General features: G+C 62.1%; 15 protein-coding genes and 3 pseudogenes. 10 read left to right on the top strand and 8 right to left on the bottom strand.

Going from position 1 to position 14,329, the window contains the following annotated elements; genetic code table 11:
* Both BOO71_RS28545 and BOO71_RS25470 read right to left on the bottom strand, forming a co-directional pair.
* Positions 1–199 (bottom strand): annotated as a pseudogene (locus tag BOO71_RS28545) (hypothetical protein); the annotation flags it as partial.
* 53 nt (positions 200–252) lie between these two features.
* Positions 253–696 carry an SDR family NAD(P)-dependent oxidoreductase gene (locus BOO71_RS25470; protein ID WP_083653838.1) on the bottom strand — a complete coding sequence of 148 codons (444 nt, stop codon included), beginning with the start codon at positions 694–696 and terminating at the stop codon, positions 253–255.
* 150 nt (positions 697–846) lie between these two features.
* Between BOO71_RS25470 and BOO71_RS25465 the strand changes: the two genes are divergently transcribed.
* Positions 847–1,434, top strand: a complete 588-nt coding sequence (locus BOO71_RS25465; RefSeq protein WP_075837031.1) for a TetR/AcrR family transcriptional regulator — start codon at positions 847–849, stop codon at positions 1,432–1,434.
* Here the strand turns inward: BOO71_RS25465 and BOO71_RS25460 are convergent, their stop codons facing one another.
* Positions 1,435–2,382 (bottom strand): LysR family transcriptional regulator, encoded by a 948-nt coding sequence (locus BOO71_RS25460; protein ID WP_083653836.1) that lies wholly within the window; start codon positions 2,380–2,382, stop codon positions 1,435–1,437.
* A gap of 153 nt (positions 2,383–2,535) precedes the next feature.
* On the opposite strand from BOO71_RS25460, the gene BOO71_RS25455 reads away from it, so the two are divergent.
* Together BOO71_RS25455 and BOO71_RS25450 are read left to right on the top strand one after the other, a co-directional pair.
* Positions 2,536–3,330 carry an SDR family NAD(P)-dependent oxidoreductase gene (locus tag BOO71_RS25455; RefSeq protein WP_075837029.1) on the top strand — a complete coding sequence of 265 codons (795 nt, stop codon included), beginning with the start codon at positions 2,536–2,538 and terminating at the stop codon, positions 3,328–3,330.
* A gap of 72 nt (positions 3,331–3,402) precedes the next feature.
* Complete coding sequence (locus BOO71_RS25450) at positions 3,403–4,455, top strand: aldo/keto reductase (protein ID WP_075837028.1); 1,053 nt, start codon at positions 3,403–3,405, stop codon at positions 4,453–4,455.
* 63 nt (positions 4,456–4,518) lie between these two features.
* Here the strand turns inward: BOO71_RS25450 and BOO71_RS25445 are convergent, their stop codons facing one another.
* Complete coding sequence (locus BOO71_RS25445; RefSeq protein ID WP_075837027.1) at positions 4,519–4,944, bottom strand: MarR family winged helix-turn-helix transcriptional regulator; 426 nt, start codon at positions 4,942–4,944, stop codon at positions 4,519–4,521.
* 133 nt (positions 4,945–5,077) lie between these two features.
* On the opposite strand from BOO71_RS25445, the gene BOO71_RS25440 reads away from it, so the two are divergent.
* Positions 5,078–5,872: an alpha/beta fold hydrolase gene (locus tag BOO71_RS25440; RefSeq protein WP_075837026.1), complete on the top strand. Its 795-nt coding sequence runs from the start codon at positions 5,078–5,080 to the stop codon at positions 5,870–5,872.
* Between the two features lie 47 nt (positions 5,873–5,919).
* Here BOO71_RS25440 and BOO71_RS29355 read toward each other — a convergent pair whose 3' ends face one another.
* Positions 5,920–6,108, bottom strand: coding sequence for an integrase core domain-containing protein (locus BOO71_RS29355; RefSeq protein WP_175607542.1), 189 nt, complete (start codon positions 6,106–6,108; stop codon positions 5,920–5,922).
* On the opposite strand from BOO71_RS29355, the gene BOO71_RS25430 reads away from it, so the two are divergent.
* The 4 genes from BOO71_RS25430 (at position 6,107) to BOO71_RS25415 (ending at position 10,351) form a co-directional block, all read left to right on the top strand.
* On the top strand, positions 6,107–6,904 hold the full coding sequence (locus BOO71_RS25430; protein ID WP_083653835.1) for a ParB/RepB/Spo0J family partition protein: 798 nt from the start codon (positions 6,107–6,109) through the stop codon (positions 6,902–6,904). The genes BOO71_RS29355 and BOO71_RS25430 overlap by 2 nt on opposite strands.
* A gap of 236 nt (positions 6,905–7,140) precedes the next feature.
* Complete coding sequence (locus BOO71_RS25425) at positions 7,141–8,268, top strand: HD-GYP domain-containing protein (RefSeq protein ID WP_075837024.1); 1,128 nt, start codon at positions 7,141–7,143, stop codon at positions 8,266–8,268.
* Between the two features lie 177 nt (positions 8,269–8,445).
* Positions 8,446–9,474: a sensor domain-containing diguanylate cyclase gene (locus BOO71_RS25420; protein ID WP_175607541.1), complete on the top strand. Its 1,029-nt coding sequence runs from the start codon at positions 8,446–8,448 to the stop codon at positions 9,472–9,474.
* 187 nt (positions 9,475–9,661) lie between these two features.
* A complete protein-coding gene (locus tag BOO71_RS25415; RefSeq protein ID WP_075837022.1) occupies positions 9,662–10,351 on the top strand; it encodes an HD-GYP domain-containing protein in 690 nt (229 codons plus the stop codon).
* Positions 10,352–10,554: 203 nt separating this feature from the next.
* Here the strand turns inward: BOO71_RS25415 and BOO71_RS25410 are convergent, their stop codons facing one another.
* Positions 10,555–11,148 carry a restriction endonuclease gene (locus BOO71_RS25410; protein ID WP_083653833.1) on the bottom strand — a complete coding sequence of 198 codons (594 nt, stop codon included), beginning with the start codon at positions 11,146–11,148 and terminating at the stop codon, positions 10,555–10,557.
* Positions 11,149–11,530: 382 nt separating this feature from the next.
* Here BOO71_RS25410 and BOO71_RS25405 point away from each other — a divergent pair, with 382 nt between their 5' ends.
* Positions 11,531–12,610, top strand: coding sequence for a sensor domain-containing diguanylate cyclase (locus BOO71_RS25405; RefSeq protein WP_075837021.1), 1,080 nt, complete (start codon positions 11,531–11,533; stop codon positions 12,608–12,610).
* A gap of 452 nt (positions 12,611–13,062) precedes the next feature.
* A pseudogene (locus BOO71_RS25400) lies at positions 13,063–13,554 on the top strand (HD-GYP domain-containing protein); the annotation flags it as partial.
* Between the two features lie 14 nt (positions 13,555–13,568).
* Here the strand turns inward: BOO71_RS25400 and BOO71_RS25395 are convergent.
* Both BOO71_RS25395 and BOO71_RS28155 read right to left on the bottom strand, forming a co-directional pair.
* A complete protein-coding gene (locus BOO71_RS25395; protein ID WP_075837019.1) occupies positions 13,569–13,862 on the bottom strand; it encodes a type IIL restriction-modification enzyme MmeI in 294 nt (97 codons plus the stop codon).
* Positions 13,863–14,040: 178 nt separating this feature from the next.
* A pseudogene (locus tag BOO71_RS28155) lies at positions 14,041–14,329 on the bottom strand (IS4 family transposase); the annotation flags it as partial.

Raw genomic sequence — 14,329 nt, 5'->3', positions numbered from 1 at the left:
CTGCGTCGATCCCAATGATGCTCTCCCTGCCCAGACACTGCTGATCTTGCATCTGCAAGATCAAACTGGTGTTCAACTCCACCCACGGCATTGGTTTCTGGAACCAGGCGCGATGGGTTCGCTCAGATGGCCCGCCATAGCGGGCCAGATTGGTGAAATTCAGTCGTCCAGGAACGACCAGCCACAGCACCAACAGCACCTGAAGATAGGCGGCCTGGGTGGAACGCAGGCTGGTTCCAGGGAGCAGGGCCGCTAGAATCTGGCTGGGGGTCGTCCGTTTTGTTGCCACACATCAACATGGACGATCCCCACCCCATTCGTCAAAAACCTTCCGGAGTACTGCATCACGACACCGAAGTAATTGGTATCGAAGACCCGCCGAAACGCGCTGATGTCTGCCTGAAGGGCCGACTGCGGCATACCGCCATTGATTCCAGCATTGTTGATCAGCACGTCCAGAGTTTCAGTTTTAAAGCCAATCTCTGCACGGGCCGTCTTGACTGATCCTTGATCGGTCACATCAATCTGAATGGCTTCAACTTTGTGGAGTCCTTCAGAATTGAGCTGCTGGACAGCCTTCAGGCCATTTTCCAGAGTGCGGCTCCCCAGGTAGACGTGGTAGCCCTGTTGTAAAAGCTGGCGGGCGGTCTCGAAGCCGATACTCTTGTTGGCTCCGGTAATAAAAGCTGTTTTCATCTGGTTCTCCAGGTGGAACTGAGGACGTTGTGACCAGAGGGGGTCTAGTCGCCCAGCGTCCGTTCAGATATGCTGCTTAAGCGGAACGACGTTCCTATACGATAAGGAACAATGTTCCGTTTGTCAACTAAAGTCAAGGAGAGGAAGAGAGTGACCGACACCACGAAGCAGGGAACACCCAGAGTTCCACCCAAGCGAGCCGACGCCCACCGCAATCAACTGACCCTCCTGGACGCTGCCGCCGCCCTGTTTGTGACGTCCGGGGTCGAGGTCCCAGTGCGTGAGATCGCCGCCAAAGCGGGCGTGGGCGTGGGCACGGTTTACCGTCATTTCCCGACGCGGGCAGAGCTGATCATCGCTGTTTACCGCCATCAGGTTGAAGCCTGCGCCGAGGCTGGACCAGCGCTCCTGGCCAGCCACACCAGCCCATACACGGCATTCGGTGACTGGATTCAGCTTTTTATGGATTTCCTGACCACCAAGCACGGTCTTGCTGCGGCCATGCAGTCGGACGCTGCTGGGTTCCAGATCCTGCACAGTTACCTTATTGACCGCCTCTTGCCCGTGTGTACGACGCTTCTGGACGCCGCTGTGGAGTCTGGTGAGATCCGCCCTGACATCGACGCTTACGAGTTGATGCGTGGCGTAGGAAATCTCTGCATCGGCGCGGAGAGCGATCCCCGTTACAACGCCCGCCGCGTCGTGGCCCTGCTCATCGCTGGCCTGCGCCAGCTTTAATCAACCTGCCAGAAGGCCAGCGAAACCCTGTTCCTGCTTGGTGAAGGCCTGTCCCGCTGCCCGCATCTGGGCGACGAAAGCCGCTGTCAGCACTGAAGAATCGGTTCTGTGCCAGGCGGCAGCAAAATCCACCGAGACGGTAGGGCCGTCCAGAAAACGGTACTCGACCCGCCCGTCAGACGCCTGACGCTGACTGGACGGCACCAGACCAACCCCCAGGCCCGCTGAAATGAGACTGACAGCAGCGGAACCCGTCGCCACCTCCTGCACCACTTGGGGCCAGAAGCCTGCGGAGCGGCACAACTCACTGATGGCGTCGTAACACTCGGGCTGGACGACGCGCTGGTAACGTACAAATGGTTCGTTCGCGATCAGGCGCAGCGGCACGCGGTCCAGCCGTGCCAGAGGATGTCCCTGGGGCAAGGCGAGCATCAGGGGTTCGCTGAACATGACTTCAAAGCTCAGCCGGAGATCAAGGCGGGCTGGGTACAGCAGCCCAACCTGCACGTCGCCCCGCAGCAGCGCAGGTTGCACCTCGAACACGTTCATCTCGTAGAGCTTCAGTTCCACGTCTGGATGCTGCTGGCGAAAGAGGCGCACGGCCTGTGGCAGCGCCGTGTTGAGTGACCCGCTCTTGTAGCCGACGCTGAGCTGGCCGCTTTCACCGCGTTCCTCGCGCCGGGCGGCCTCGGCGGCCTCAGAGAGCCGCTCAAGAATCTGGCGCACCTCGCGCAGGTAGACCTGTCCCGCTGGCGTGAGCAACACCTTGCGGGACGTGCGCCCAAACAGCTTCACACCCACCTGGGTTTCCAGCCGTTTGATGGCGGCGCTGAGCGGCGGCTGTGACAGGTTCAGGCGCTCAGCGGCACGCCCAAAGTGCAGCTCTTCAGCCAAGACAACGAAATACCGGAGGAGGCGGGGGTCCATGACCCGGTGTACCACGGTCATAGCTGTTTGGAGTATGGATAAAGATTGAAAGAAGTATTGGACATCCAGGCAACTGATGTTTAAGCTTCCTGCACATCACGTTCAGCGTGTGTCTGACAGACCAGCCGCAGGAGGCCAGGAGGTCTTCTGGGTGGCGTCGTCTTGAGAGGTGTTATGAACAGTCAACAGAATTCGGAAACCGCCGGGAGTCAGCGGCTGTCGGGCAAAGTGGTGCTTGTGACAGGTGCGGGGACGGGCATTGGAAAAGCGGCTGCCCTCGGCTTCGCCCAGCAGGGCGCAGCCGTGGTCCTGGCCGGACGGCGTGAAGCCGAGCTGCGCGAGGTTGCACAGAGCATCAACACGCTGGGCGGGCAAACGCTGGTCCTCCCCACCGACGTCTCGGATGAGGAGGCTGTACAAGCTCTGGTCACCGGGGCCGTGGCTCACTTTGGGCAGCTCGACGCCGCCTTTAACAACGCCGGGATCACGGGGCCATTTCAGCCCATCACCGAACTCACGGCAAGTGATTTTGACCGGGTCATGGCAACCAACCTGCGCGGTGTCTGGCTGCTGATCAAGTATGAAGTTCTGGCCATGCAGCAGGGGGGCCGTGGCGGTTCCATCGTCAATACCTCGTCGTTTCTGTCGCAGGCGGCCACGGTGGGCACCTCCATCTATTCGGCCAGCAAGGGCGCACTTGACTCAATGATCCGGGCCGTGGCCCTGGAAGTCGGACTAGCAGGAATACGGATCAACAACGTCAATCCTGGGGCCATTCAGACCCCGATGATGGCCGGGACTCCAGACGAGGTTCTGCGCCCGCTCGCCGCGCACTCCGCACTCGGACGCTTGGGTGAGCCAGAGGACGTAGCTGACGTGGCAGCTTGGCTGTGTAGCGACGAGGCGAGATTCGTGACCGGGCAGAGCATTCTTGTGGACGGAGGCTTTACCATTGCTGGCTGGCGGTAACACGCGCTGGCACAGCCTGAAACCATCCAGCAGTCCAGAACGCGACCTTCCTTTCGCACCAGAGGAGTATCCATGACCCTGACCGATTACCGCACGCTGGGCCGCTCTGGCTTGATCGTCAGCCCACTGGCCCTGGGCACCATGACTTACGGCAACAAGGGCTGGGGTTCTGCCGACGACGTGTCCGAGGCCATCTTCAACGCCTACATAGATACAGGTGGCAACTTTCTGGACAGCGCCGACACCTATTCCAAGGGCCGCAGCGAGGAATTGCTGGGTCAATACGTCAACAAGCGCGGGCTGCGCGATCAGGTGGTCCTCGCCACCAAGTTCACCTGGAATGCCGTGCCAGGCGTGCCCGTCACCAGCGGCAACAGCCGCAAGAACATCTACCGCGCGCTGGAAGGCTCCCTCAAGCGCCTGAACACCGATTACCTTGACCTGTACTGGCTGCACCACTGGGATCTGGTGACGCCCGTGGAGGAAGTGCTGCAAACGCTGGGCGATCTGGTGCGGGCCGGACGCATCCGCTATTTCGGGTTTTCCAATGTCCCGGCGTGGTACGCGGCGCAGGCGGCGACGCTGGCACAGGTTCACGGCGTTCCCGGCCCGATTGCCCTGCAACTGGAATACTCGCTGACCGAGCGCGGGATTGAGCGTGAGCATGTGGGGGCCGCCCGGCAGTTTGGCCTGGGCATCACGCCCTGGAGTCCGCTAGCAGCAGGGTTTTTAACCGGGAAGTACGTGCGGGAGACAAAGGGAGCCAGCGGTGAAGGACGGCTCAGCGGCCCCAATCCGTTTGGCGACGCCAAGTTCACTGAGCAGAACTGGGCGGTGCTGGACGCCTTGCGGGGCGTGGCTGCCGAACTGGAGCGCCCGCTGGCACAGGTGGCGCTGGCCTGGGCGTCGCAACAGCCGGGCATTACCTCACCGATCATCGGGGCCAGCAAACTGGCGCAACTGGAGGACAATCTGGCCTCTCTGGACCTTCAGTTCACGCCGCAGCAACTGGCAACGTTAGACAAAGCCAGCGCCCTGACGCCTTCCACGCCGTCGTCCATCCTTGCGCCGGGTATCAAGAAGATGATTTTCGGTGGGGTAAATGTACGGGGCTGGGACGACTGATCTCTCCAAGTTGCGCGCCGTCTCTCTGAATCCCTGGAGTATTACCCTGTGTGGCATGGCGTTTCAGGCCATATCGGGCGTTGCCATCCGTGAAAGAAGGGTCAGTAGCGCGGCACGCTCCTCGCCAGAGAGCCTGGCAAACGAGGCCGTCATGACGCCGTCGGCAATTGGGAAGCCAGCGTCCAGCATGTGTCGCCCCGCAGGTGTCAGGTGATGCTCGATTCGCCGTCCCTGGCCTGGACGTCGCTCAATTAACTCCTGGGCGACGAGACGTTTGGCGAGGGTTCCAAAAGCCTGGTCACTCTGAAAGGTCTCTCCTGCCAGGATGTGGGCAGAGGCACCGGGATTCCGGGCAATGGCGCGCAATGCGTCCCACTGGGCGAGTGTCGTGCCCACGGCAGCCAGCCCGGTCTCAAGCGCCCGGTGATGCTGATACTGAATCCGCTTGATGGTGCGGCCTAACGTTTCCAGTTCTGTGGTCACACTCATGCGGACACTCTACTCGGTAATTAAACTTGTTTATATCAACTAGTTGATATATGCTGTCGTCTGGAGTTCAGGCGAGGGAAAGTCCAGGTTGACATCGTTGCCTGCTGCCTCCTTTCTCCCGAGGAGTTCACACATGACTGATCACACGCGCACCATTGCCTCATCTGAGTTTGATTTTCAGCTCACCGTCGCTGAGGCGGGCCGTGGACGTCCTGTCCTGATCCTGCACGGCGGTGGCGGCCCAGCCACGGTGGCTGGTCTGGCAGCACATCTCGCCGCAACAATGCATACGCTAACGCCGACACATCCTGGATGGAATGGCAGCGTTCACCCTCAATGGGTGACCGATATGGGTGATCTGGCCCTGATTTACCTGAAGTATCTGAAGGATCAAGGTCTGCATGACGTGCTGGTGGTTGGTTCGTCCTTGGGTGGCTGGATCGGCAGTGAAATGGCCGTAAGAGACGAGGAGCAGCGCATCACTGGACTCATCTTGCTTGACGCCGTCGGTATCAACGTTGCCGGTGAACCCATTCGCGACTTCTTCACCTTGGACGCGTGCGGCATCGCAGAGTACACCTGGCACGACTCAGCACGTTTCTACACCGATCCAGCTCATGTCACCGCTGAGCAGCATGCCCGGCAGCAGGCCAACATGACGACGATGCGTGTCCTGGCAGGCGATCCTTACATGCATGATCCCCAACTTGTAGGTCGCCTGGGCCAGACTGAGGTGCCTACCCTGGTGCTGTGGGGAGAGAGTGATCAGATCGTGACCCCGGCTTACGGGGCTGCCTATGCCGCTGCCTTTCCCCATGCCCAGTTTCAGATCATTGAGCAGGCCGGACATCTTCCGCAGATTGAACAGCCCGCCGCAACCTTTGCGCTGATCGACAATTTTCTAGAGAGTCAGGTGCCAGGGAGCTGAGGGTGCCCCATTTGCGGTGCCAGCCAATTTGCAACTGCCAGTTTACTTCAGCCCGCCTGGAACAGGCGGGCATATTCGTTAGGTGTCAGGCCGCTAAGTGACGTGTGCGGACGAACTTGGTTGTAGTCGTCTCGCCACGCCGCCGGATATGCCTTGCCCCACGTCCACGCCGAGACACTCGCTGCGAGATAAACCCCTGGCCCTCCCTCCCAGGGTAGGGCCACTTCACTCTGCATGACCCAACCTCCCTTGCTGAGCGTGACCCTGCCCCAGCCCGAAACGCGTGTGGTGGCCCTGACCGAACTTGACCCGCAGACGCGCGGGGCGAGCAACCATTTGAAGGCCGCCCTGCGAACCACCGGACAACTGCACCCCATCACGCTGGAAGAAAGCCCTTCGGGCCAGTACCTGATCCGCGACGGCAACCGCCGGGTGGCCGCTGCTGCAGCGCTGGGCTGGACAGAGATCACGGCCCAGGTCTACGGCCAGATGACCGAAGCCGAGTGGGCGCTGGTGGCACTGGGCATCCACAACCGCAGCCCCAATCCCGCCGAGGAGGCCCGGCATCTGGCGCTGCTGGTAGGCCGGCTAACCCCGGAGGGCATCAGTGCCAACACCGGCCTGACCCTGGGGGCGGTCAGGGCGCGGCTCAAGCTCGCCTCGCTGCCCGGCGACGTGCTGAACCTGATCGGCACATCCACGCTGAGTCTGGGTACGGCCACACGCCTGAGCCGCTTGCAGGGGGTCTTTCTGAACCGTGCGCTGAATGCCGTGCGCCAGGCCGCGCGTGACGAAAAACCCTTTGGCGCGTCCGCGTTACGCGAGATCACGGTGGCCCGCGCCGAACTGCTCGGCGCTCGGCTGCTGGCTTGTGCGCCCGCGCCTGTGCCGCTGATTCCGGCCTGCGAGCTGCTGGCCGCCGAGGTTCGCAGCCTGTGCGCCGCGCGGGGGGTAGGGCTGGGGGAACTGCTTTCAGAACTGGGGAGCCCGGCGGGACAGACGGCGGCGGCGCAGTATGCGGAAGTGAACTGAGGCACAGGTGCTGCGTGTCACCCCCGCTGGGCGCACCGTGGTCATGGACGGCTGGGACCTCGCTTGCTGGCCGACTGGCTGGTGGGGCGGGCCGCCGCACTGGGCCTGGTTGTGGAGGTGACTTTAAGTGCGGACCCGCCCTGTCCACTTCTCCTGCCGGGACGCTTAATCCAATAATCGTCGTTATTCATACAATTGTCAGAAGGCTGTGAGCCACCTGGGAACAGGCTACGCCCATGGCCATACCCTCCCCGATCGGTTTGCGCCTCCCCGATCTCATTCCAGGGCAGGATCTCCGCACGACGAGCGCCCAGTTAATCCTCAACCTCATCCGTCAAGCGGTCTCGGCCAGCACGCTCACCGAAGGCATCCAACCCACCCTCGATTTTCTGATCAACCACACCGCTGCGGTGGGTTCGGCCTACGTCGGGTTCACTGGCGCTCCGACGCTGACCTACCACGTCCGCGCCACCTGGGCGGGACCACCGCACTTCACGGTGGAGGGGCCACCGCCAGACCCGGCGTTGACGCGGTCCCTTGAGAACAGCAGTGAGCCGTTGTTCTTCGATACCTTCGCCCCGCTCTGTTCTCCGGCTCTGGACGGTGTTGAGGTGGCCAGCCTGGCAGCAGCCCCCGTGCGCACCAGGGACGGCGAGTTGCTGGGTGCGTTCATGATCTTCACGTTTAAGCCGCATATCTGGCAGCCCGAGGAAGCGGCCACGTTCAGCCTGGTGTCGGGAACTGTTGCCGCGCTGGCCGTCCGCCTGGCCGCCGACGATGCGGCCCGGGACGCGCGAGAATCGGCGCTGCGGGCGATGGGGTTGGCCCTGGAAGCCCGGGACCGTGAAACCAGCGGCCACACGGACCGGGTTGCGGCGCTGGCCATGCGAATGGCGCAGGCGCTGGGCTATTGCCCCGCCCAGACGCAAGCGCTGCGCTGGGGATCGTACCTGCACGACATCGGCAAGATCGCCATTCCCGATACGGTGCTGCTCAAGCCCGGTTCCCTCGACGACGCGGAATGGGCGGTGATGCGCTCACATGTGTGTGAGGGGGTGCGCTTCGCTGCGTCCCTGGGCTTCTTGCCTGAAGCGGCGCTGGAGGTGGTGCGCGATCATCACGAGCGCTGGAATGGCCAGGGGTATCCGGCGGGCAAGGCAGGAAGTGAGATCAGCCTGTCGGGCCGCCTGTTCGCGTTGTGTGACGTGTACGACGCCCTGACCAGCCAGCGGCCCTACAAAGCAGCGTGGACGCGCAGGGCAGCGCTGGCTGAGATCGAGGGGCAGGCCGGGCAGCACTTCGATCCAGAACTGGTCCGGCTGTTCTTGCAGATGCTGACCCCCGGTGATGAGCTTCCCCATTGAGCTGACCTTAAGAGCTGACGTCCAGGACGCACGTTGCGTCATAGTGACGGCGAACGAGTCAGCCTGACGCCTGACTCTCAGGTTCCATGTCCCGTCTGACTGCCCACCGAATTCAGGAGTCCGTGCATGCCGAGGTCCAACCCAGCCCTGCTCCCGCGCTAGCACCAATTGGTGCAGGTGCTGGCCTCTCTGGCCCGCAACAGCCATGAGGTCGAGGCGGTGGTGCAGGTGGTGCATCAGCAGGCAGGCACCCTCTTTCCGTCTCAGGTCACGATGCTGGGCCTGCTGCAACCGGAAGGCGACTGGTTGTGGGAGTTGCGCGAGGACGGCCAGCGCTTCACCCAGCATGTGCCCTTTTACCCTGACGGCATCATGGAGAACGTGTTGCACGGCAACGCCCTGTCCGTGCCTGACATCGACGCGCACCTGGAGCAACATCCAATTCGCGTCCGGCGCATGACGAGGGGTGATGACGTGATTGCAGATGTCCGCCGACAGGACGAGCCGCCGGGTCCGGTTGCCCGGTCCATGCTGTTCGTGCCGCTGGAGATTCAGGGCCAACGTGCGGGCGTGCTGTCCATTCAGAGCTACGAGGTAGGGGCTTTTGACGATACGGATCTGGAGTTCCTGAACCTGCTGGCCCAGCATGTCTCGATTGCGCTGGACAATGCGGCGCTGCGTGAGGAACTCGGACGGCTCACCCGCACCGACATGTTGACGGGACTGCACAACCGCCGGGCTTTCTACCACGACATGCCTGAGGTCATGGGGACGGCCCGGCGGGAGGGCAAGGAACTGAGCCTGATCATGCTCGACATTCATCAGTTCAAGCGGATCAACGACGCGCATGGGTATCAGGTGGGCGACACGGTTCTCAAAACCCTGGGACAGGTGCTGATGACCACCTTCCCTGCACCTGACGTGACTTACCGGCTGAGTGGGGATGAATTTGTGTTGCTGGTGTGGAACGCAGCGGTGCGGCTGGACGGGCTGGTGACGCGCCTGACGCACGGGCTCCGCAGCGCAGGCTGGCCAACGGATCTCGGCCCGATCAGTCTTCAGGGGGGCGTGGCGCAGCCGCCGCCCAGTGGGGACATCGACGACTGGCTGTCCCTGGCCGATGCCCGGATGTATCACGCCAAACGGCAGCGGACCGGAGGAAGCCAGGTGAATTGGGGCCTGGATTTCGGGGATGGCCTGAGTTGAGGCCGTGGGCTGCTGTTGCCGCGCCTGCAGGCCGAGGAAGACCACACGCAGGCCACCCTGGAGGCGCTGGTATGGGCGCACCTGCGGCCTGCCGAACGTGAACTGGCGTAGTGCTGTCCTTTCATTTCGGCCAAACTTTGTCCCATTCAGACGGCTTTGAGGTTTGCGCTATTACGCTGGAGTCATTATGTCGTTCGATGAACTGCGCCAATTGCGCTTCTCTGACCAGAACGGCGGCGAGAATACGAACGGTCAGTTTTCCGCATTGGTGGGGCGTCTGGCTGCCGATCAGCGGGCCAGCGCGGCGTGCGAGGCTGCCCTCCGGGTGATGGGACTGGCCCTGGAAGTGCGCGACGGTGAAACGAAAGGCCACACGGACTGGGTGACTGCTCTAGCCGTCAAGATGGCGGGGGAGCTGTGCTGGTCTCCTTCCCAGACGCGGGCGCTGCGGTGGGGCGCGTGCCTGCACGATGTGGGCAAGATCGCTATTCTCGACGCGGTGTTGCTCAAACCTGGGGCGCTGGATGCGGGCGAGTGGGCTGCGATGCGGTCACACGTCGGGGAGGGCCTGCACTTTGCCGCCTCGCTGACGTTTTTACCGGCCACGGCGCTGGAGGTGGTCCGGGATCACCATGAGCGCTGGGACGGTCAGGGGTATCCAGCGGGCAAGGCGGGGTGTGAGATCAGCCTGGCGGGCCGTCAGTTCGCGCTGTTTGACGTCTATGACGCGTTGACGAGCGAGCGGCCTTACAAGGCGGCGTGGACATCAGAGGCGGCACTGGCCGAGATGGAGGGGCAGGCGGGGCGGCAGTTCGATCCGGTGCTGACGCGGGTGTTCGTGGAGTTGCTGAGAAGCCAGGGTCAGGGGATGGACTGATCTTGGCTGCCAGAATCTGGCCTGCAACATGGGTTGACTGTGTTTTCTGGGCAGGGTTCGATGTATCTCAGGGGCACCAGAAAAATTCCCCACCTGCCCTGGCTTCTGGCCTCAGCGGACAGGGGATTTCATTTGCGTGCAATCTATTGCGTTGCTCCCCACTCCAAGTTCAGCGCCAGTCTGCTGCCCACACAGCACATCGATTAGGTGGGCAGCAGACTCTGTGGTGGAACCTGCCCAGACTTCGCCAGCTCCTGAAGCCATAACAGGTCATCGGAGTGCCACAGCACCACCCGGTTGGCCTGCGCCAGTTCTTTGGCTGCCTTTGTAAAGCCTGGCCCACTGGTAACCACCACCGCGTACGCGCATTTGTAGATGGCTTTGGACGCCACGATCTCCTGCACGGCCTTGTTGCCCACATTGCTGTTGGGGTAATGCTTGACCTGCACGGCCACCTTTCGGCCTTTCGGCCCGCTGGCGATGACGTCCGCGCCCTGGTCTGACGATCCCCGGTTGGCGCTGGCGGTCCAGCCAGGCAGCGCACCAATGACTTGCGCGACGTGCAGCTCCAGGCCCCTGGGGTTGAGGGCGTGCAGTTCGGCCAGGGCCAGGGCTTTCTCCCGGCGGTTCTGCTGCTGCTGCACCTTGACTGATAGGACGATCATGCCCACGGCGAGGACGGCGATCAGGGGGAGCCAGTACCCATTGGTGGCAGCGGCGATGCTGCCGAAGATGGCCACGGCGATGAAAAAGGGAAGGGGACTTTCGGTTTTCTGCTTACGCTTGCGTCGGGCCATGCCGCGCAGAGTAGGAGAGTGATGATGACTGCGCTCTGGCACGGTGAATTCTCAATCGCGCTGTGGGCGTGAGGTCAGTTCTGATGCTCTGGGCGAAATTCACATCCGGCCAGTCTTTGGCCTTCAATCTGTCCAACCCCTCTGCCTTTGGCGCAGTGCGCCCACTCCAGCATCAGCAGTGTGATTACCAACTCGCCCCCGGTGATCGGCGTAAGTCTGATGCAGGGCTGATCCACACCTTGAGCGGTTAACCATGAACACTAAAGGCAGGCTTGAGCCGGACTTTAGAAAAGGGCGCGTTGGCCGCGTACTCGTTCACTCTAAGGAAGTTTGGACCGATCAGCACCCGCTGATGGACGCTGCCCCTCCCTGGAGGCCCTCCATGCCGAATGGCACCACAATCCTGTTCCCGCGCCACCGCCACTTGATACAGGCGTTGGCTTCTGTGGCCCGCAGCAGCCACACCGTGGAAGCGGTGGTGCAAGCGGTCCATCGGCAGGCCGGAACGTGCTTCCCCTCTCAGGTCACCCTGCTGGCCCTGTGGCAGCCCGAAGGCGACTGGCTGTGGGAGTTGTTCGAGGACGATAGGCGCTACACCCAACGGCTGCCCTATTACCCTGAAGGCATCATCGAGAACGTGCTGCACGGCGAAGCCATGTCCATCCCCGACATCTTTGCTTACCTGGACGCACACCCGGTTCGCGTCCGGCGGCTCCTGGATGTGAACGAGGTGATTCTGGATGTCGGCGCGCGGAAAGAGCAGCCAGACCCGTCGGCTCGGGCCATGTTGTTCGTTCCACTGGAAGTTCGGGGGGCGCGGGTGGGCGTGCTGTCCATCCAGAGTTACGAGGCGGGGGCCTTCGACGATACCGATCTGGAATTTTTGAGCCTGCTGGCCCAGCAGGTCTCGATTTCACTGGAGCACGCTGACATACGTGAGGAACTCGAACGCCTCACGCGGACCGACATGCTGACAGGCCTGCCGAACCGCCGGGCCTTCTATCACGACGCGCCCCTGGCGCTGGCAGCAGCCCGCCGGGAAGGCAAAGAACTGCGGCTCATCATGCTCGATGTCCATGAATTCAAGCGGATTAACGATGGGTTCGGGCACCAGGTGGGCGACGCGGTCCTCTCCACCCTGGGGAAGGTGCTGCGCCAGACCGTTCTCTTACCGGAACTGGCCGTTCGCCTGGGAGGAGACGAGTTCGCCCTGCTGATCTGGGGGATGGATGAGCAGTTAGACCAACTGATCGCCCGCCTGAGCCAGAATCTCCGTGCCGCCTCCTGGCCCAGTGGTCTTGGCCCAATTCGTCTCCACGGGGGCGTGGCGCATCCGCCACTGGGAGAAAACGTTGACGAGTGGCTGTCACTGGCTGATGCCCGGATGTACCACGCCAAACGGCAGCGCCTGGTGGGCAGTCCGGCCATTTGGGGCCTGGATTTTGGGGATGGCCTGCGCTGAAGGCCAGGGAAGACCACACGTCGGCCAGCTTGGAGGCCGTGCTGTAGGCGCACCTGTGGCCCACCGGACACGAACTGGTGTAAGGCTGTCCATTCATCTGGGTCAAGTTTTTCCCATTCAGACGGCTGTGAGGTCTGCACTGTTACGCTGAGGTCATCATGTTGTCCGATGAGCCGCGTCGGCTCCGCTTCGCTGACCTTACCGACGGTCAGGAGTCCACTCTCGCAGAGCGTCTGGCCGCTGATGAGCGGGCCAGTGCAGCGTGCGAGGCCGCCCTCCGGTGCTGGGGCTGGCCCTGGAAGTGCGCGACGGTGAAACGAAAGGCCACACGGACCGGGTGACTGCCCTGGCCATGAGCATTTGACAGAAAAGAAGCGCGCTCCCAAAAAGATTCCGTCAGTCTGATGCCACCCTGAGAGTGGGCCGAATTTGACTTCTCGACGCAACTATTCCGTCATTTGCTGATGCGGATGGCGGAGGCGTTGTACTGGTCTCCCTCCCAGACGCGGGCGCTGCGCTGGGGTGCATACCTGCACGACATTGGCAAGATCGCTATTCCTGACGTGGTGCTGCTCAAGCCTGGGGCGCTGGATGCGGGCGAGTGGGCCGTCATGCGCTCACACGTCAGCGAGGGTCTGCATTTTGTTGCCGCCCTGGGCTTTCTGCCGGCCACAGCGCTGGAAGTGGTGCGTGATCACCACGAGCGCTGGAATGGTCAGGGGTACCCGGCGGGCAAGGTGGGGTGTGAGATCAGCCTGGCAGGCCGCCTCTTTGCGCTGTGTGACGTGTATGACGCGCTAACGAGCAAGCGCCCGTACAAGGCGGCATGGACAGCAGAGGCCGCGCTGTGCGAGATCGCGGGACAGGCGGGGCGGCACTTCGATCCGGTGCTGACCGGGGTGTTTGTCGAGTTGCTGGCCTGTGAGACTGGGCGACTGGATTGATCCTTGCAGATGGCCTAGCCGCCGGCCCGTTCCAGATTCAGCGCCAGCAGCCGGGCCAGCAGCTCGTCCTCGGCGAGCAGCCACGCCCAGTCGTAAGCAGCGGCCACCGCTGAGTCCAACTGGGCGTGTGCCGTGACCAAGGCGGCCACCGGATGTGCATCGTCTGGCGTTTCCTTCAGGCGCACCACCTCGTTATAGAGATCCGTAAGTGTGGTTTTGGCGTTCTGAACCAGCAGATGCTCACGCATCTGCACGACACGACGCGCCCACTTCTCGATCTCGGCCCGCTGCTCGCCATTCAGCCGCATCAAAAGAGTGTGCCATCTCCAGGGAGATGGCACACTGTCATCGAATTTCCGGCTCACTTCCAGAGCCAAAGCGCCCAAGAGACTCCCGGGCGCCCTTCAGATGGATTTTTAATTACTTGTGCTCAGAAACTCCAGCTGGATTTTTTCCTGCATCCCACTGGCAGTAGTCCGGAAGGTTTCAAGCAGCCTTGACCCCCAGGAGCAGCAGGTCGGCGATCTGTGGGGCGAATTTTTCGCAAGTCAGATCGCCAGGCAACAGAGATAAAATTCGATCAGCGAAAAATTCGTTATAGGCACGGCGTTTTTCGTCTTCCATGCTGAAGACCAGCGGGCCAGCCCGCTGGTTCATCAACTGACTGGCTCTGGCTACAGAAACGCTATGCAGCGCCATATTCCAGTGGAAGTGCAGCGCCTGAGCCTGACGGGACTGGCAATCACCCAGGCCCGCGAACTGCTTGCCGTCCCGG

The organism is Deinococcus marmoris, assembly GCF_001949125.1.
GTDB lineage: Bacteria > Deinococcota > Deinococci > Deinococcales > Deinococcaceae > Deinococcus > Deinococcus marmoris_A.
Note: the sequence above shows the minus strand (reverse complement) of the source record. Positions and strands in the feature narration are given on the sequence as shown.